Annotated in this window: 16 protein-coding genes; 5 read left to right on the top strand and 11 right to left on the bottom strand. The window is 71.8% G+C overall.

Annotated features, from left to right (window positions below; all coding sequences use genetic code 11):
• Positions 1 to 94 precede the first annotated feature (94 nt).
• The 8 genes from BLT43_RS17145 to BLT43_RS17110 all read right to left on the bottom strand — a co-directional run bounded on the left by BLT43_RS17145 (position 95) and on the right by BLT43_RS17110 (position 8,701).
• Positions 95 to 1,039, bottom strand: a complete 945-nt coding sequence (locus BLT43_RS17145) for a flagellin N-terminal helical domain-containing protein (protein ID WP_090114953.1) — start codon at positions 1,037 to 1,039, stop codon at positions 95 to 97.
• 103 nt (positions 1,040 to 1,142) lie between these two features.
• Positions 1,143 to 1,535: a hypothetical protein gene (locus BLT43_RS17140; protein ID WP_090114876.1), complete on the bottom strand. Its 393-nt coding sequence runs from the start codon at positions 1,533 to 1,535 to the stop codon at positions 1,143 to 1,145.
• Positions 1,532 to 1,834 (bottom strand): rod-binding protein, encoded by a 303-nt coding sequence (locus tag BLT43_RS17135; protein ID WP_090114874.1) that lies wholly within the window; start codon positions 1,832 to 1,834, stop codon positions 1,532 to 1,534. Before BLT43_RS17135 ends, BLT43_RS17140 begins: the two co-directional genes overlap by 4 nt.
• On the bottom strand, positions 1,834 to 2,961 hold the full coding sequence (locus BLT43_RS17130; RefSeq protein ID WP_090114872.1) for a flagellar basal body P-ring protein FlgI: 1,128 nt from the start codon (positions 2,959 to 2,961) through the stop codon (positions 1,834 to 1,836). Before BLT43_RS17130 ends, BLT43_RS17135 begins: the two co-directional genes overlap by 1 nt.
• A 129-nt stretch (positions 2,962 to 3,090) precedes the next feature.
• A complete protein-coding gene (locus BLT43_RS17125; protein ID WP_090114870.1) occupies positions 3,091 to 4,155 on the bottom strand; it encodes a flagellin in 1,065 nt (354 codons plus the stop codon).
• A 12-nt stretch (positions 4,156 to 4,167) separates the two neighbouring features.
• Positions 4,168 to 5,592 carry a flagellar hook-associated protein FlgK gene (gene flgK, locus BLT43_RS17120; RefSeq protein WP_090114868.1) on the bottom strand — a complete coding sequence of 475 codons (1,425 nt, stop codon included), beginning with the start codon at positions 5,590 to 5,592 and terminating at the stop codon, positions 4,168 to 4,170.
• Between the two features lie 57 nt (positions 5,593 to 5,649).
• Complete coding sequence (locus BLT43_RS17115; RefSeq protein WP_090114866.1) at positions 5,650 to 6,957, bottom strand: flagellar hook protein FlgE; 1,308 nt, start codon at positions 6,955 to 6,957, stop codon at positions 5,650 to 5,652.
• Between the two features lie 85 nt (positions 6,958 to 7,042).
• Positions 7,043 to 8,701 (bottom strand): hypothetical protein, encoded by a 1,659-nt coding sequence (locus tag BLT43_RS17110; RefSeq protein WP_090114864.1) that lies wholly within the window; start codon positions 8,699 to 8,701, stop codon positions 7,043 to 7,045.
• Between the two features lie 197 nt (positions 8,702 to 8,898).
• Between BLT43_RS17110 and BLT43_RS17105 the strand changes: the two genes are divergently transcribed.
• The 5 genes from BLT43_RS17105 to BLT43_RS17085 all read left to right on the top strand — a co-directional run bounded on the left by BLT43_RS17105 (position 8,899) and on the right by BLT43_RS17085 (position 12,599).
• The gene (locus BLT43_RS17105) at positions 8,899 to 9,654 is read left to right on the top strand and encodes a flagellar hook-basal body complex protein (protein ID WP_090114862.1); all 756 of its coding nucleotides are present in this window, start codon (positions 8,899 to 8,901) and stop codon (positions 9,652 to 9,654) included.
• A 34-nt stretch (positions 9,655 to 9,688) separates the two neighbouring features.
• Positions 9,689 to 10,474, top strand: a complete 786-nt coding sequence (gene flgG / locus BLT43_RS17100) for a flagellar basal-body rod protein FlgG (protein WP_090114860.1) — start codon at positions 9,689 to 9,691, stop codon at positions 10,472 to 10,474.
• Positions 10,474 to 11,142 carry a flagellar basal body P-ring formation chaperone FlgA gene (flgA, locus tag BLT43_RS17095; RefSeq protein ID WP_090114858.1) on the top strand — a complete coding sequence of 223 codons (669 nt, stop codon included), beginning with the start codon at positions 10,474 to 10,476 and terminating at the stop codon, positions 11,140 to 11,142. Before flgG ends, flgA begins: the two co-directional genes overlap by 1 nt.
• Entirely contained in the window at positions 11,139 to 11,912 is a 774-nt protein-coding gene (locus BLT43_RS17090; RefSeq protein WP_090114856.1) for a flagellar basal body L-ring protein FlgH, read from the top strand. Before flgA ends, BLT43_RS17090 begins: the two co-directional genes overlap by 4 nt.
• A 63-nt stretch (positions 11,913 to 11,975) precedes the next feature.
• Positions 11,976 to 12,599, top strand: a complete 624-nt coding sequence (locus BLT43_RS17085; protein ID WP_090114854.1) for a hypothetical protein — start codon at positions 11,976 to 11,978, stop codon at positions 12,597 to 12,599.
• 74 nt (positions 12,600 to 12,673) lie between these two features.
• Here the strand turns inward: BLT43_RS17085 and BLT43_RS17080 are convergent, their stop codons facing one another.
• From BLT43_RS17080 to BLT43_RS17070, 3 genes are read right to left on the bottom strand one after another with little or no spacing between them, the layout of a single operon-like run.
• Positions 12,674 to 13,345, bottom strand: a complete 672-nt coding sequence (locus BLT43_RS17080; protein WP_090114851.1) for a flagellar hook assembly protein FlgD — start codon at positions 13,343 to 13,345, stop codon at positions 12,674 to 12,676.
• 17 nt (positions 13,346 to 13,362) lie between these two features.
• The gene (locus BLT43_RS17075; RefSeq protein ID WP_090114850.1) at positions 13,363 to 14,859 is read right to left on the bottom strand and encodes a flagellar hook-length control protein FliK; all 1,497 of its coding nucleotides are present in this window, start codon (positions 14,857 to 14,859) and stop codon (positions 13,363 to 13,365) included.
• Between the two features lie 9 nt (positions 14,860 to 14,868).
• Entirely contained in the window at positions 14,869 to 15,585 is a 717-nt protein-coding gene (locus BLT43_RS17070) for a hypothetical protein (protein ID WP_090114848.1), read from the bottom strand.
• Between the last annotated feature and the right edge of the window lie 164 nt (positions 15,586 to 15,749).

Here is a 15,749-nt window from a genome sequence, read left to right as displayed (position 1 = left end):
GGATCGCGCGGACGCGTCGGCCGGTCGAAGATGTCTGCAGGATCGGGCTCGGCCCGGAGGTGCGACCCGCCCCGAAGGGCGGGCCGCGGGAGGTTTAGCGGAACAGGCTCAGGATGTTCTGCGGCGCCTGGTTGGCGATCGACAGCGACTGCGAGGCCAGCTGCTGCTGGACCTGCAGCGCCTGCAGGCGGGCCGCTTCCTCTTCCATGTTGGCGTCGACCATCGCGCCCACGCCGCTGTCGAGGTTGTCGGCCAGCTTGGTCAGGAACTCCTGCTGGGTCTCGATCGACTTCTCGGCCTGGCCGAGGGTGGTTGCGGCGCTGACGGCGTTGCTCTGCGCGGTATCGGCGCGGCTCAGAACCGCCGTCAGGTAGGCTTCACCGGTGGCGGAGCCGGCCTTGCCCGCGAAGCCGTCGGCGATCGCGCGGAACATCTCACGCTCGGCGTTGAGATCGACCGGAGCCACAGAGATCGTGGTGGTCGTCAGCGCACCGGCAGCGTCACGGCTCACGCCGCTGACGACGTTGCGGGAGGCCGCGGCACCGCTCGCGGTGGTTTCGCCGGTATAGGTGCCGTCCGCCGCGAACGAGCTGTCACCGGTCGCGGCACCGCCGAGGCCGTCGCCGCCCGACGCGTTGACCAGGTCGTCGCCGTTGAAGGTCGACTGCGAGATGATCGCGTCCATGTCGGCCACGAGACGCGTCAGGTCGGCCTCGATCTCGTCGAGACCACCCTTGTTCTCCTGGGCGAAGGCCACCTTGTTGCGGAATTCGGAGGCGAGCGAGGAGAACTGCTCGGCGCCGAGACGCGCGGTCGCGACCGAGTTCTTGGTCAGGGTCAGGCTCTCGTTGACCGACTTGGTCATCGAGCTGTCGCCCTTCATCGATTCGGAGATCGCGAAGTAGGCGGCGTTGTCCTTGCCCGAGGACACCTTGAGACCGGTCGAGATGCGGTCCTGGGTGTTGCTCAGGCCCTGGTTGATGTTCCGCAGGGTCGACAGGGCGGACATCGCGGAGTTGTTGGTGAGGATCGAAGACATGGTCATTCTCCAGTTTCTGACTGTTCGATCGTCTTTCTGACGATGTCGGCTCTTCCGCCGCGGTAGGTTTGTTAAAGTGTTGAATTGGGGCGCGTTTGTGGCACTACACCGATTTATCCATGGAGGCCGGAGATAACGTGGCGTCGCGGCCACGCTTGCCGTCGGAGCCATAGAGTCCGCCCAGCCCGTGGCGGTCGCGCAGGCGCTTCATGTCGCGCGCGACCTCGCCCGAAACCTGCGCCATCCGCTGCAGGAGCGCCATGTCGCGCGCCGCCAGCGCCGAGAGCCGGTCGAGCCGGTCGCGCAGCGCCTCGGCCTCATCATCTTCGGGGGCGAGCGCGGCCTCGATCTCGCCAGTGGCGGCCTCGATCGAATCGCTCAACGCCTGCTTGCGGACCATCGCCTCGGCGAGACCGTCGAATCGGCCCTGCCCGACTTCGGCGATCTCCTCCTCGAGCAGTTCGATCAGCGCGTCGATGTCGTCTTGGACGCTCATGCGCCGCCCTCCCCCTTGCCGTACTGGTCGATTGCCCGCTGGATGTTCTGCGCGATTCCGGTCGTGCCCTGCGCCGCCATCTCGTCGGCGAAGGCCCGGGCGAGAAAGCTGCGCCACTGCTCGGTGGCGTGGCCGCCGCCGATGCCGCCGAGATCAACGCTCTTGAGCATCTCGTCCACGGTCTGAGCGAGGAACATCGCCTCGAATTCGCGCGCCTTGTCGGAGACCGCCCCGGTCGACGTCGCCTCAAGGCGCGCGGCCGGCTGGCGCGGCGAAATGGCGGTAAGGGTCGGGTCCATCAGATGATCTCCAGATCGGCATGCAGCGCACCCGCGGCCTTGATCGCCTGCAGGATCGAGATGGTCTGGGTCGCGGTCACGCCGATCGCGTTCAGACCGTCGACCAGCCGCTGCAGGCTGACATCGCCCTCGAGGATCGAGAACTGCGCCTCCTGCTCCTCGACCGCCACCTCGGTCTGCGGCACCACCACGGTGTTGCCGATCGAGAAGGGCTCGGGCTGGGACACCTCGATCTCTTCCTTGACGATGACGGTCAGGCCGCCCTGGCTCACCGCCACCTCGGCGATGCGCACGTCGGCGCCGATCACGATGGTGCCCGAGCGCGCGTCGATCACCACCTTGGCGACCGAATCGGGCTGCACCGTCAGGCCCTCGATCTCGGCCAGCATGCCGGGGATGTCGGTCTTGGCGGCTGAGCGGACCTCGATCGTGCCGGAATCGAGCGTCTTGGCGATGCCGCCCATATGCGCGTTGATCGCCTGCTCGACCCGCTTGGCGGTGGTGAAGTCGGGCGTGCGCAAAGCGATGCGGATGCTGTTCATCTCGGCCAGGCGGAAGTCGATCTCGTTCTCGACCGTGGCGCCGTTCTCGATCCGGGCAACGGTGGGCACGCCCTCGACGATCGAGGCGTTGGCGCCCTGCGCCGCGAAGCCCGCCACCGCGATCGGCCCCTGGCTCACGGCGTAGACCTCGCCGTCGGCGCCGGTCAGCGGCGTGACGATCAGGGTGCCGCCGCGCAGGGACGAGGCGTCGCCGAGAGAGGAGACCACCACATCAATGGTCGAGCCGCGCCGCGCGAAGGGCGGCAGCATGGCGGTGACCATCACCGCGGCGGTGTTCTGGGTGCGCATCTGCTCGTCGGTCAGGTTGCCGACGCCCAGCCGCTCCAGCATCCCCTCGATCGAACGCTCGGTGAAGGGCGCGTTGCGCAGGCTGTCGCCGGTGCCGTTCAGACCGACCACGAGCCCGTAACCCACGAGCTGGTTCTCGCGCACGCCCTCGAAGCTGGCGATGTCCTTGATGCGCACGTCGGCCGCGGCGGGCGTCGGGCCAAGACCGCCCGGCCCCATGGCCAGAGCGATGGCCAGCGCCAGGGCCGGTATCCGCGCGCTCAGTCGTGCGATCATGCCAAGGGGGCTCCGAGCAGGTGATGCCATCATGGGCAGGCTAGCGCCGGGGCCGCCCCGGCATCAAGAACAGTTGCAAAGATTGGCATGAACAGGTGGCATTCATGCACCCTGTTCATGCCACTAGCGTCACCGCATGAAGTCGATGAAGCTCAGCTTCGACAGCCGCGCCGTGACGGCGTAGCTGGCCTCGAGCTGGGTCTGCAGCTGGGTCAGCCGGGTCGCCGCCTCGTAGGGGTCGGCGCCCTCCAGCTCGTTGACCTGCTGGCGGTAGAGGGTCAGCCGCGCGTCTTGCGCCTGCATCGTGCTTTCGAGATGGCGGCGCTGCGCGCCGATCCGGGTCTCGGCCGACAGAAGCCCGTCGCGCCCCCGCTCCATCGCCTCGACCGCCCGGTTCACCCAGACCTGCGCGGTCTCGTCGGAGAGGTCGCCGACATCGACCGCGGCCAGCATCGACAGGCCGCGCACGAGGTTCGCGAAGGCGGGGTCGTCGGCCTGGACGCCGTAGTCGAGGATCTCCTCCTCGTCGATCCGGGCCTGCAGGCCCTTGCCGTCCCCGTTGCGGGCCGCGCCGTTGTAGAAGGTCGCGGCATAGCTGTCGGGACCGGGGGCCGCGGCGTCGAACTTCGCAGCCAGATCGTCGGCCATGGTCGCGGCGGCGGCCGCGTTGCCGGGTCCGGCCCCGACGACCCCCGCCACGACGTCGCGCGGCGACAGGCCGGTGGCCGGGTTCTGCTCGTCGAAGGGCTGCAGGGCCCGCACGCCGTTCTCGACGCCGGCGAACAGCGAGACGCCCTCGTAGCTGCGGTTGACCTGGCCGGTGATCTGCGCCAGCGCGACCTCGGCCGCGGCCTGGAGCTGCGGCCCGGTCACCGTCTGCTCGCCGAGGTTGGGCGCCGCGAGGGTCAGCACGGTCTGCAGGCTCTCGCGCATGTCGTCGAGGCTCCGGCCGATCATCTCCAGCCGCCGGTCGAGCGTGGCGTTCGAGCTGGCGAAGCCCTCGAGCCGGCTCTGCCGCGCCCGGGTGATCATCGCGCCCTCGGCCCGGCTGCCGAGCGCGCGGTAGCGGTCGGACTTGACGCCGGTCGTGGCTTCCTGCCCGGCCTCCTGCAGCTGCCGGCTCAGATCGGCGACCTGGCGCCGGCCGTTCAGGTTCGACTGCATCGTCGACAGGGTCCGCAACATCGTGATCATGGCAATCCCTCCTTAACGGACCGCGTTCAGCAGCGTGTCGAGCATCTCGCCCAGCGTCTTCATCACCGTGGCGTTGGCGGCGTAGCTCTGCTCGATCAGCATCAGCTGCTGCAGCTCGTCGTCGACGTTCACGCCCTGCACCGACTGGCGCGAGCTCTGGATGGCGTCGCGGCCGGCGGCGAAGGCCTCCGCCCGCCCCAGCGCGTCGTTGCGCAGCTGCTGATGGGCGGAAACCACGCCGGCCGCGAAGTCGCCGATCGTGCGGCGGGTGCCAAGCCCGGCGGTCGCGTCGAACTCCTCCGTCTGGGTCAGCGCTGCGACGAAGCCCAGAAGCTGGGTGCCGTCAGAGGCCGGCCCCGGCCCGGCCGCGCCGATGCCGTCGCGGATCCGCCAGCTTTCGCCGCCCTCCGCGGTCACCACCTCGTTCACCGCGATCCGACCCGCGAGCCCGGTGACCTGCATGGCATTGAAGGCCGACCCGTCATCGGTGAAGAGCCCGGCCTGCCCCGCCACGCCCCTGACGGTCGCATCGGCCTGCTCGAAGCCCATCACGAGGCCGCGCGCGAGCTCGTCGAGCTGCAGCTCCATGCGCGGCAGGTCGCGGGCGAGAAACCCCAGCCGCCCGGCCAGCGCCCCCTCCTCGGAGCCGCGCGCCCCCTCGATGCCGGGGGTGATGTCGACGCCGTTGACGCTCAGCCGCGCCGCGGTGGCGTCGGTGTCGAACTCCAGCGAATAGAGGGTGTTGTCCTCGACCAGCGCCGCGCCGGCGGCGGTGTAGACCGAGATCCGGCCGGCGCCGTCATGCTGGACCCGGACGTCGATCAGCTCGGCCAGCCCGTCGAGGCTTTCCGACAGCTGGTCCTCGAACATCGCGCGGCGTTCGGTGCCGAACTGCTGCCCCTCGATCTGCTGGTTCAGCTCGACCACCTTGGCCAGCCGGGCGTTGATCTCGGCCACGTCCTCGACCACCGCCTGACGCAGCCCCTCCTCGCTGCGCTGGAGGGTGCTGCTGGCAGACCGCAGCGAGGCGGCGACGCCATCGGCGGCGCGCACCGCGGCCTCCTGCAGCGCCGGGTCCGAGGGCGTCGCCGCCAGCGTGTCGAGCGCGCTCTGGAACTGCGCGATCCGCCCCGGGATGCCGGTCTGCGAATCGATCTCGCCCAGCGTCGCGGCATAGACCTCGAGCGCCGAGGCGGTCGCGTGCTGCGTGGCGACGCGCGCCATCTCCTTGCGATGTGCCTGCTCGAGCGCGGCGTCGCTGGCGCGCTGGAAGCCGGTCATCGCGACGCCGCCGCCCGGAAGTTGGGTCAGCGGCGCGCTGCGCCGGGCATAGCCGGTGCGGTTGGCGTTGGCGATGTTGGTCGCGGCGATGTCGGCCCAGCCCTCGGCAGCGGCCAGGCCGCTCCGGGCGTTCAGGAAGGCGCCGGTAATGCTCATTGCGATTCTCCGGTGGGGTCGGGTTCGGGCGCCTTCTGCGGCCCGTCACCCCCGCGTTCAGCGCTTCAGTCGGGTGGTCTCGTCGAGCATCTCGTCGACGGTGGTCACGATCTTGGCGTTCGAGGAATAGGCGCGCTGGGTCTGGATCAGGTCGGTCAGCTCCTGCGCCACCTCGACGTTGGAGCTTTCGAGCGCCCCCGAGGTCAACGTGCCGGCCGAGCCTTCGCCCGCTTGGCTCAGGCGGAAGTTGCCCGAGGCGCGCGACACGAGGTAGGCGTTGCCGTCGGTCGCCAGAAGCCCGTCGGGGTTGGCCACCTCGGCCAGCGGGATGTTGTAGAGCGGCTTGCGCGAGCCGTTGTTGAACACGCCGTAGACATCGCCGCGCTCGTCGATCTCGGTGCGCACCAGCACGCCGCTCTCGGCGCCGTCGGCGGTGATCTTCAGCGGCGAGTAGTCGCCGGCGAACTGGGTCATGCCGCTGTGCTCGTCGGGCGCGCCGAGCGCCACGGTGACGGTCTGCGGCGCGTCGCCGCTCTCGATGGTCAGCGTCGCGGTGCCGGTGGCCGGGTCGAAGGTGAAGGCCGAGGGCGCCACGGCGGTCGAGTTGCCGTTCGAGTAGAGTTCGGGCGCCCCGGCCAGCGGGCCGCTGTTGTGGAACTTCACCCGCACGTCGCCGTATTGCGTGCCGTCCTCATGCGCGAAGGACAGGTCCCAGGTGCTTTCCTGGTCGGTCGGCTGCCAGGAGAACTGCAGTCGCTGCGCCTCGCCCAGCGGCGTGTAGAACTCCGCCGAGCTCAGGAACGGCTCGCCCGGATCGGCCTGGCCGGTCTGCTGCCCCGGCAGGTTGCCGGCGACGGTCATCGCGGCGGTGGGCGAGCCGGTCTGCGACAGGCTGCCGAGATTGACCGTGCGCATCCCCTCGAACTGGTTGCGGTCGATCACGCCGAGCGAGGCGGTCTGGTCGTAGGGAAAGCCCGCGAGGTAGTAGCCGGCGGCGTTGCGCAGGTTGCCGTTTTCGTCGGGCAGGAAGGAGCCCGCCCGGGTCAGCATGTAGTTCGCCTCGACCGGGTCGTTCGGCTGCTTGGTGACCACGAAGAAGCCGTTGCCGCCGATCGCGAGGTCGGTCGGCCGCTCGGTGGCGCGCAGCGCGCCCTCGAGGCTGACGTCCTGGCTTTGCATGGCGCGCACGCCCGCGGGCGCCGGTGCGGCGGCCGAGCTGAGCGTCGAGCTGGTCACCATCTGCACGAAGCTGCGCCGGTAGCCGTCGGTGTTGGCGTTGGCGATGTTCTCGGAGATCCGCCCCACGGCGGTGGCGTTGGCCCGCAGACCGCTCACACCGGTCTGCATCGCGTTGGAAATACTCATGTCACGCGTCCTTCTTGAACATCGCGGGCGTACGGGCCCGACGGCACTGTGGCGCCTTGGCGCCGGATCTTGGCGGCGGGCGGCATCAGCCGTCCCCCGCGACGAGTTCGAGCCGGCGCAAGGCGTCGGCGGCAGTCTGCACCCGGTCTTGGGCGGATTTTTGGCGCAGCGGCAGCGCAAGTGGCGGCGCCGGCGCGAGATGGCGGGCGACCTCGGCCCATTCGGGCCGGCCGACCAGCGCGGGCGCGTCGGCGAGCAGCGTCTCGACCAGCGCCGCGTCGCCGGCGCGATGCGCGGCGAGCAGCAGGTTGATCTCGTCGCCCGCCGGAACCTCGGCCCCCGGCCGCGCGCGCAGCGCCGCGTAGGCGTCGCGCGCCTCGGCCCATTCGCCGCGCGCGAAATGCGCACGGGCACGGATCAGCAGGTAGCCCTCGGAAGGCGCGCCCATGCGGGTGGCGATCACCGCGTCGCTTTCGCCCGTGGCGCTGTGCAGCCGCGCGCGCAACAGCGCGGCGCGGTCGGCCAGATCGGCGGTCAGCATCGGCTCGGCCTCGGCCAGCACCGCGGCGGCGCGGTCGGCCTGCCCGCCCTGCAGCAGCGCCTCGGTCTCGTCCAGCGCCAGCCGGGCGATGCGGCCGGGCGCGACCTCCGCGAGGTCGAGATCGCGCTGCACCGCGAGCTGATCGCGCAGCATGCGGTATTCGCGCGCCGCGGCATCGGTGGCGCCGACCTCGAGCAGCCGCGCGGCGAGCGCCTCGGTCGCCGGGGCGAAGCCGGGGCGGAACATGAACTCGGGGGCCAGCCGGCGATGCGCGGCGACGAAGCCCGCGATCGGCAGCTCGCCCGCGGCGCCGGCCTCGTAGAGCGCGGTGATCAGCAGGTCGGCCCGCGGGCCGGCGGCCTCGGCGGCCGTGCTGCCGGGGTGGCGGCGGATGATCTCGCCCAGCACCGAAAGCGCGGCCACACGGTCGCCCAGGTCCAGCTCGGCCTCGACCAGCCGCTCCAGCACCGCCAGCTCCAGCTCGTCGCCGCGCCATTGGCGGCGGGCATGCTCGAGCAGGCTGCGGGCGTCTTCGACCTGCAGCGCGCCGCTGTCGCGGCCCAGATCGATCAGCGCGATCCGGGCCCTCTGGGCCCAGGCATCCGCCCCTTCGGCCGACAGCGCGAAGCTGTCGAAGGCCAGCACGAGATCGCCATGCGCCGCGGCGGCGCGGCCCAGAAGGTAGCGGTAGGCGCTGCCGCCGCGCAGGCCGGCATGACGGTCGAAGCGTCGCGCCAACGCCTGCCCGGTCTCCCAGGCGCCGGCATCGATCGCGGTCTGCAGAAGCTCGGGCAGCAGCGCCTCGGCCACGGCCGGCGGCAGCGCGTCGAGCCGCATCTCGGCCAGCCCCAGATGCGGCGCGGCGGCGGCCGCGTCGCCCGAGCGGGCCCGGTCGAGCGCGAGGTGCAGCGGCCGGTCGGCCCAGCCGTCCTCGGCCTCGGCCTCGAGCAGCGCGCGCTCGGGCCGGTCCGCCGGCACCCTCTGCCCGTCGAGCGCCCAGGCCAGCAGCGCCAGCTTGTGCCGCGCGAGGCGCGGGGCCGGATCGAGCGTGTCATCGGGCCCGAGCCGATCGAGGAAGGAGCGCCCCTCGGGCAGCAGGCCATGCGACAGCGACAGGGCGGCGAGGTCGAGCAGCGGCCGCGCCGGCGAGGCGGACTCGGGCGCCTCGGCCAGAGCGGCGATCAGCGCCGCGCGACGCGTCACGTAATCCTCCGCCGCCGCGCCGCCAGCGCCCCCGGCCCCAAGGGCCAGCCCCAAACATATCGCTGCAAATCTTGGCAATTCCGCCACGTATCCATGAATTGACAAGGACTATCCTTGATCGAATCCGCAAATGACGCAACAACAGCGTTAGGCGCCGTCAAAAGACGTTGCGGCATAGTGGGAAACGGGAAACAGCCATGGACAACAGTACCTTTGTCTCCCTGTCGCTCGCCACGGCGATGCAGACCGCGCTCGACGTCTCGGCCAACAACATCGCCAACGCCAACACCGCCGGCTTCAAGAGCGAGAAGGTGGTGTTCGACAGCTACCTGCACCGCGAGGGCAGCCCGTCGGAACGGCGCGACACCGACTTCCTGATCGATCGCGGCTCGTTCCTCGACGAAAGCCAGGGCGCGCTGAGCCGCACCGGCAACCCGCTCGACCTGGCGCTGCAAGGCGACGGCTGGTTCGCCTACGAGACGCCCGAGGGCCGCACCGCCCTGGGCCGCGACGGCCGCTTCGCGATCGACCCCGAGGGCAATCTCGTGACGCTGAACGGCGCGCGGGTGCTCGACCCGGGCGGCGCGCCGATCGTGCTGCCGCCCGATCTGGGGGCCGGCGCGCTGACCGTGTCGCAGGACGGCACGATCTCCTCCGAGGCGAACGGCGTCATGGGGCGCGTGGGCCTCTTCGCGCCGGGCGACCTGCAATCCTACGAGCGGCTCGGCGCCGGCATGCTGGTGCCGCCCGAGGCCGCGCCGGGCGGGCTGCCGCCGGCGGCGCGCGAGACCCGGCTCGTGCAGGGCGCGATCGAAACCAGCAACGTCCAGCCGGTGGTCGAGATGACCCGGATGATGTCGATCCAGCAGGCCTACGACCGGGCGCTGAAGCTGATCGGCGAGGAGGACAACCTCAAGCGCGACATGCTGCGCCGCCTCGGCGGCCAGACCTGACGCCCCCACCCGTTTTCCACCAAGGAGCTTGCAGATGAAGGCCCTCGGAATTGCCGCCACCGGGATGCTCGCGCAGCAGACCAATGTCGACGTCATCTCGAACAACATCGCCAACGCCAACACCACCGGCTTCAAGGCCAGCCGCGCGGCGTTCCAGGACCTGATCTACGAGACCATGCAACGCGAGGGCGCGCTGACCTCCGAGGCCGGCACCGCCCGGCCCACCGGGGTCGATGTCGGCTTCGGCGTCGAGACCGCGGGCACGGTGCGGCTGAACACGCAAGGCGGGCTGCTGGCGACCGAGAACCAGCTCGACCTCGCGATCGACGGGCGCGGCTTCTTCACCGTCAACCTGCCCGATGGCGGCCAGGCCTTCACCCGCGACGGCGCCTTCCAGCTTTCGCCCGAGGGGCAGCTGGTGACGCTGCAGGGCTACGAGCTCGACCCGGGCATCGTGATCCCCGAGAACACCGTCGACGTCGACATCAGCGAGACCGGCGTCGTCATGGCCTATGTCGGGGTCGATCCGAACCCGGTCGAGCTGGGCCGGATCACCATGGCCACCTTCACCAACGAGGCCGGGATGAAGCAGCTGGGCAACAACCTGCTGCAGGCCACCACCGCCTCCGGCGAGGCGGTGCCCGCCAACCCCGGCGACGCCGGCGTCGGATTCCTGCGGCAGGGCTATCTCGAGAACTCCAACGTCAACATCATCCAGCAGATCACCGACCTGATCTCGGCGCAGCGGGCCTACGAGATGAACTCCAAGGCGCTCGAGACCGCCGACCAGATGATGACCGCCGCCAACCAGATCAAGTGATGCGCCGCCGCTTCGCCGCCCTCGCGCTCGCGCTCGCGCTCGGCGCGCTGTCCGGCCCGGCCGCAGCCGAAAGCCTCGCGGTGCTGGTCGAGGAGCGCGCGCGCGCCGAGCTCGGCCCGAAGCTGCCGCAGCGTGCCGAGTTCGAGATCGGCTTCGCCCGCGGCGGGCCCGACGAGGCCGAGCTGATCGCCGAGTTCTGGATCGACCCGGCCTCGGGCCGCTTCGTGGCCAACGCGGTCGATGCCGGCGGCGGCCTGCACCGGGTCAGCGGGCTGGCCGCCGTCACCGTGCCGCTGCCGGTGCCGCTGCGGCGGCTCATGCCGGGCGAGATCGTCGCCGCCGAGGACCTCGTCGAGCTGCGCCTGCCGCAGGCGCGGATCGGCGCCTACGCCGTGACAGAGCCCGAGAACATCGTCGGCATGCAGGTGCGCCGGATGCTGCCCGAGGGGCGGCCGGTGATGGTGCAGTCCGTCATGCAGCCGCTGGTCATCGACCGCGGCGACCAGGTGACGATCCGCTTCTCCGACGGCCCGCTGCGGCTGACCGCGCCGGGCCGGGCGCTGTCGGACGCGCATCGCGGCCAGGAGCTGCGCATCGTCAACACCGCCAGCAACACCACCCTCACCGGCATCGCCGCCGCCGAGGGCATCGTCGAGGTCATCCGTTGAACCATCTCCCCCTTCGCCCCGCCGTCCTGCTGCTCGCCGGCGCCGCCCTGCTTTCGGCCTGCGGCGTGCGCGACCGCTTCGACCGCGATCCGCAGACCACGCAGATCGCGGTGAACCCGGTCACCATCCCCGAGGCGGCCGCCGTCTCGGTGCCGATGCCGCCGCCGGCCCCGCCGCGCGTCTACCAGCGCGCCGAGGCCGCCTCGCTGTGGGAGCGCGGCGGCTCTGGCGGCTTCTTCGCCGACCAGCGCGCCAGCGAGGTGGGCGACATCCTGACCGTCGACATCCGCATCGACGACCGCGCCCAGCTCAGGAACGCCGGCCAGCGTTCGCGCGACGGCCAGTCGAGCATCGATTTCCCGGTGCTGTTCGGTTACGGCACCCAGATCGACCGGATCCTGCCCGGCGTCGGGCCCGAGGACCTGCCCTCGGGCGAGATCGTCGATATCGGCTCCTCGATCGACGTCTCGGGCTCGGGCACCATCACCCGCGGCGAGACGATCGAGCTGAAGGTCGCCGCCCTCGTGGTGCAGGAGCTGCCCAACGGCAACCTCGTGATCGCCGGGCGCCAGGAGGTGAAGGTGAACCAGGAGCTGCGCGAGCTGCGAGTGGCGGGCATCATCCGGCCCGAGGACATCCAGATGAACAACACCATTCCCTACGAGAAGATCGCCGAGGCGCGGATCACCTATGGCGGGCGCGGCCAGCTGTCGCGCACCCAGGAGCGCGGCTACGGCGAGGATGCGCTCGACATCATCTTGCCCTACTGACACGCAATTTGCGCCATGTTGGTCGGGCAGAAGGGACCGTGACGCACAGACAGCGACGGACCGATGAAGCCCAAACTGATCCTGATCGCCCTACCCGTGGTCTGCCTCGCGGCAGGCTACGGCGCGGGGCTCGTACTGTTTCCGGCGCCGCCCGCCAGCGCCGACGCGCCGACCGAGACCGCCGCGCCCGAGGTCGCGCCGCTGGCGGCCGAGGACCCGGTGGCGGCGGCCGAGGCGGCCTTCGCCGCGCAGGCCGGCACCGAGACGGCCGAGGCCGCAGCCGCGGCGCTGAAGGACAAGACCGAGCGGCTGGTCGAGCTGGGCCGGATGACCGTCCCGGTGGTGAAGCCGCGCAGCGTGACCTATGTCATCGCCGAGGTCGCGCTGGCGATGCACGACGCCGAGAGCGCCGCCCGGCACGCCGCGCCCGAGGCGCAGCTGCGGCTGCGCGACGCGCTGCTCGCCGCGCTGAACAAGGCGGCCGAGAAGCCGGTCATGGCCGGCGCCGCGATCGACACGGAGGCGCTGTCGGAGCTGCTCCTCGCCGACCTGCAGGCGCTGGGCCTGCCGGTCGAGGACGTGCTGTTCCCGAACTTCTTCAAGCAGGACGTGGCGCGCCGCGATCTGCCGCAGGCCGCGCCCGAGGCGGCCCCCGACTCGCAGGAAACGGCGCTGCTGTCGAACTGAGCCGGGCGCCCCGCCCCCTTTCGCTCCGTCGCTGCGGCCCGCCCGGGGCCGCCGCGACGGGGCGCGCCCGCGCGTCAGCGCAGCTCGAGGATGCTGCCCGCCGCGATCTCGTCCTGGTTCTCGAGCCGCAGCACCGGCGCGCCGTCGCGGAAGGCGATGCGCTCCACCGTGCTGGGCGCGTAGGTGGTGAAGAGCACCGCCTCCTCCTCGGCGTCGAGCGCCTCGATCTCCACCCGGAACCGGCCCGGCGGCACCGGCAGCCCCTCGCTGTCGAGACCGTCCCAGACCACGTCGTGGCGCTGGCCCGGGCCGGTCGGCAGGTCGTCGATCCGGCGCAGCAGCGTGCCGTCCGGGTCGCGGATCAGCGCCGCGGCCGAGCGCGCCTCGCCATTCAGCCGGTAGGCAAAGGCGGCCTCGCCATCCGCGAGCCTGATCTGGTCGGTCGGCGCGAGCACCTCGCGCCCGATCAGCGCGACATCGGCGCGCGCACTGCCGGCGGCGAGCTGCGCCTCGATCTTCTCGAGCGTCTCGTTGGTGGTGATCGACTGCTCGACCTGCGTCAGCTGCGCCAGCTGCGACACGAAGGTGGTCGAATCCATCGGCTCCAGCGGGTCCTGGTTCGAGACCTGCGCGATCAGCAGCTTGAGAAAGCTCTGGTAGTCGGCGCCGAGCTTGTCGCGGCTTTCGGCGGCGGCGCTCTTGCTGGCGGCGGCCGCGGCGCCGGAGGTCGGGGTCAGGCTGTCCATGGAATGCTCCGATCCGGTCAGGTGGTGATGTCGAGCCGGCCCGCGGCGACGGGGGCCTGCGGCTGCGTGGTCTGGTCTTCGGCCTCGGGCGCGGCCGTCCCCGGCGCGGAGCCGGAGGGCGCGCCCTCGCCCCGGGCCGGCTGCTCGCCGCCCCGGTCGAACTCCTCGAAGTCGAGCTGGCCGTCCTCGATCGCCGTGCCGCCATCGGAGAGCAGGCTCAGAAGGCCGTCGCGGTCGGCGCGCAGGGCCTGCAGCACCGGTGCCTGCTCGGCGCGGATCACGACCTTGAGCTGGCCGGCGTCGCGGACCAGCTCGATCTCCAGCTCGCCCAGGCCACGCGGGTTGAGCGAGATGCGCGTGCGCCCCTCGACCAGTGAAACGTCGCGGATCTGTCCGGTCAGGGCGCGCGAGAAGCCGTTGGCCGGCTGAGGCGGGCCGGCGGCAGCGGGCGCCGCGTTGGTCATGGCCGGTGCCGCGCGCTGAGGCGCGGCCTCGGCGGCCCGCTGCGGCAGCTGCGCCAGATCGCTACGCTCGCCACCGGGCTCGCCGGCGGGCTCGAGCCGGGCCAGCAGTTCCGAGAACCGCGTGGCCTGCGCCTTCGGCTCCGGGGTCGCGCCGCCGGGCTCGGCGAGTGCCGCCGCCTTGATCGCCTCACCGCGTTTGTCCGCCCCGGCCTCGGCCGCGTCGGCCTGCGGTGCGCCTGCCTCCGGCGACGCGGTCATCGGGGCGGCCATCGCACCGGGCATCCGCGCCGGCGCGGTTAGATCGCCGGACCCGGGGATGGCGGCATTGGCGCCGGCCTTCGGTGCCGTTGCCGCCGTCTGCCCCGTGGCTGCGCCGCCACGAGGAACGGCGAGCGCAGCAAATGCGCCGGTCTCGGTCGCCTTGGCCGACAGGCCGGTCGTCCGCGTCGGATCGCCGGGCAGCCCCACAGTGGCGCTGCCAGCAGCCGCTGCAGGGACGATGAGGGCCGGCGCGGCAGCCCCGGTTTGGTCGGGCGGCAGGGCGGCGGTGAAAGTTGCAGCCTCCGACAGCCGGGCACCGGCCTGCGGGCCCTGTGCCGTGCCATGTGGCGCGGCCGCGGCAAGACCGGCGCGCAGCGCCTTGATCCCCGCCACGATCTGGCCCTCGAGACGCGCGCCTGCCGCCGCCGCCGCTGACCCGGCCGCCGCGACCGCCTGCGCGATCCCGCCGCCGCCAAGGGCTTCGGCCCGCTCGACCAGGGCTTCGAGCCGGATCGCGGCGCCCTCGAGCACCGCCATGCGCTCCGCGCCCTCGGCCGTGTCGAGCGCGGCAGCCGTCGCTTCCACCAGCCTGTCCAGATCGGCCGAAATCTCGCCGATCCCGTCGGCCTGCCCCGTCGCGGCCGTGTCATCCGGCTGTGCGCTCGCCGCCGGGCGGGCGGCGGCCAGCATCCGCGCGAAGCCCGTCCTCTCCCCCGCCTCTCCCGCCATCCCGGCCGCGCCGGCGGCGCGGCTGGCGGACGGGGTCGAGAGGGCAGTGAGGATCTGCATGGGGCGGTCTCAGCCCTCGCGGGCGGGCGCGCCGGCCATCCAGCCGAGCCGGACCGAAACCCGCGCCTCGAGCTCGCGCAGCCAGGCGGCATGATCGCGGCGGGCGCCCTCGAGCCGGACCAGCGCCGGGTCGGCCAGCGCCGGATCGGGCGCGGTGAAGCTGCCATCGAGATCGGCGAGATAGGCCCGCAACTGCGGGCTGCACAGGCCGCGCGGACCGCTGAGCAGCCGGTTCGCGGCCGAGCCGGGCACGGCGGGGCCGATCCAGTAGCTCGCCAGCACCGCGCCGAGGCCGGCGCGGAACGGCGCGGCGACGAGGCCGAGCGCCGCCATGGCCGGCTCCTGCGCCAGCGCGTCGTAGGACAGGGCCAGCAGGTAGAGCGCGTCGGTCTCGCGGTCGATCGGGAACAGCCCCTGCCCGGCCGTGCCGATCAGCGCCTCCGCGACCATCCGGCCGAGCATTTCCGAGCGCGCGGCATCGCCCGCCGTATCGCGCAGCGCGCGCGCCTCGGCGATGGCGACCAGCGCCCCGAAAGGCGTGGCGAGCGCCAGCTCTTCCTCGATCACGTCGCCGAGGCTGAGCGCCGGCATCAGCTCGGTCCGCTCCGGCATGGCGCGGGCATAGCCCGGACCCGACCGCACGAGGTCGACGCGCCGCATCGGCAGCAGCGCGTCGAGAAGACGGGCGAACCGCAGCTGCGGCGCGCTCGCCTGCGGGCGTGCCAAATCGCCCCGCCAGATGGCTTTCAGTAGTTCACTGCTCTGCATCTATCCGCCCTGTATTGTCGGGTCTGGTTGTCTGCAGCCCTTCCCGACTCTCCGGTCGGCCGGGGCAACTCGTTATCTGCCGCCGGGCCCATGCCTGTTTGGGTTTAATCCGGCGACATGTC

Source organism: Limimaricola pyoseonensis (assembly GCF_900102015.1).
Classification (GTDB): Bacteria; Pseudomonadota; Alphaproteobacteria; order Rhodobacterales; family Rhodobacteraceae; genus Limimaricola; species Limimaricola pyoseonensis.
This window is presented reverse-complemented; position numbering and strand designations above follow the sequence as displayed.

What these genes read in the sequence shown, in the direction of transcription:
- BLT43_RS17145 (WP_090114953.1), bottom strand. Translation starts at nt 1,039, where the DNA reads ATGTCTTCGATCCTCACCAACAACTCCGCGATGTCCGCCCTGTCGACC.
- BLT43_RS17140 (WP_090114876.1), bottom strand. Translation starts at nt 1,535, where the DNA reads ATGAGCGTCCAAGACGACATCGACGCGCTGATCGAACTGCTCGAGGAG.
- BLT43_RS17135 (WP_090114874.1), bottom strand. Translation starts at nt 1,834, where the DNA reads ATGGACCCGACCCTTACCGCCATTTCGCCGCGCCAGCCGGCCGCGCGC.
- BLT43_RS17130 (WP_090114872.1), bottom strand. Translation starts at nt 2,961, where the DNA reads ATGATCGCACGACTGAGCGCGCGGATACCGGCCCTGGCGCTGGCCATC.
- BLT43_RS17125 (WP_090114870.1), bottom strand. Translation starts at nt 4,155, where the DNA reads ATGATCACGATGTTGCGGACCCTGTCGACGATGCAGTCGAACCTGAAC.
- flgK (WP_090114868.1), bottom strand. Translation starts at nt 5,592, where the DNA reads ATGAGCATTACCGGCGCCTTCCTGAACGCCCGGAGCGGCCTGGCCGCT.
- BLT43_RS17115 (WP_090114866.1), bottom strand. Translation starts at nt 6,957, where the DNA reads ATGAGTATTTCCAACGCGATGCAGACCGGTGTGAGCGGTCTGCGGGCC.
- BLT43_RS17105 (WP_090114862.1), top strand. Translation starts at nt 8,899, where the DNA reads ATGGACAACAGTACCTTTGTCTCCCTGTCGCTCGCCACGGCGATGCAG.
- flgG (WP_090114860.1), top strand. Translation starts at nt 9,689, where the DNA reads ATGAAGGCCCTCGGAATTGCCGCCACCGGGATGCTCGCGCAGCAGACC.
- flgA (WP_090114858.1), top strand. Translation starts at nt 10,474, where the DNA reads ATGCGCCGCCGCTTCGCCGCCCTCGCGCTCGCGCTCGCGCTCGGCGCG.
- BLT43_RS17085 (WP_090114854.1), top strand. Translation starts at nt 11,976, where the DNA reads ATGAAGCCCAAACTGATCCTGATCGCCCTACCCGTGGTCTGCCTCGCG.
- BLT43_RS17080 (WP_090114851.1), bottom strand. Translation starts at nt 13,345, where the DNA reads ATGGACAGCCTGACCCCGACCTCCGGCGCCGCGGCCGCCGCCAGCAAG.
- BLT43_RS17075 (WP_090114850.1), bottom strand. Translation starts at nt 14,859, where the DNA reads ATGCAGATCCTCACTGCCCTCTCGACCCCGTCCGCCAGCCGCGCCGCC.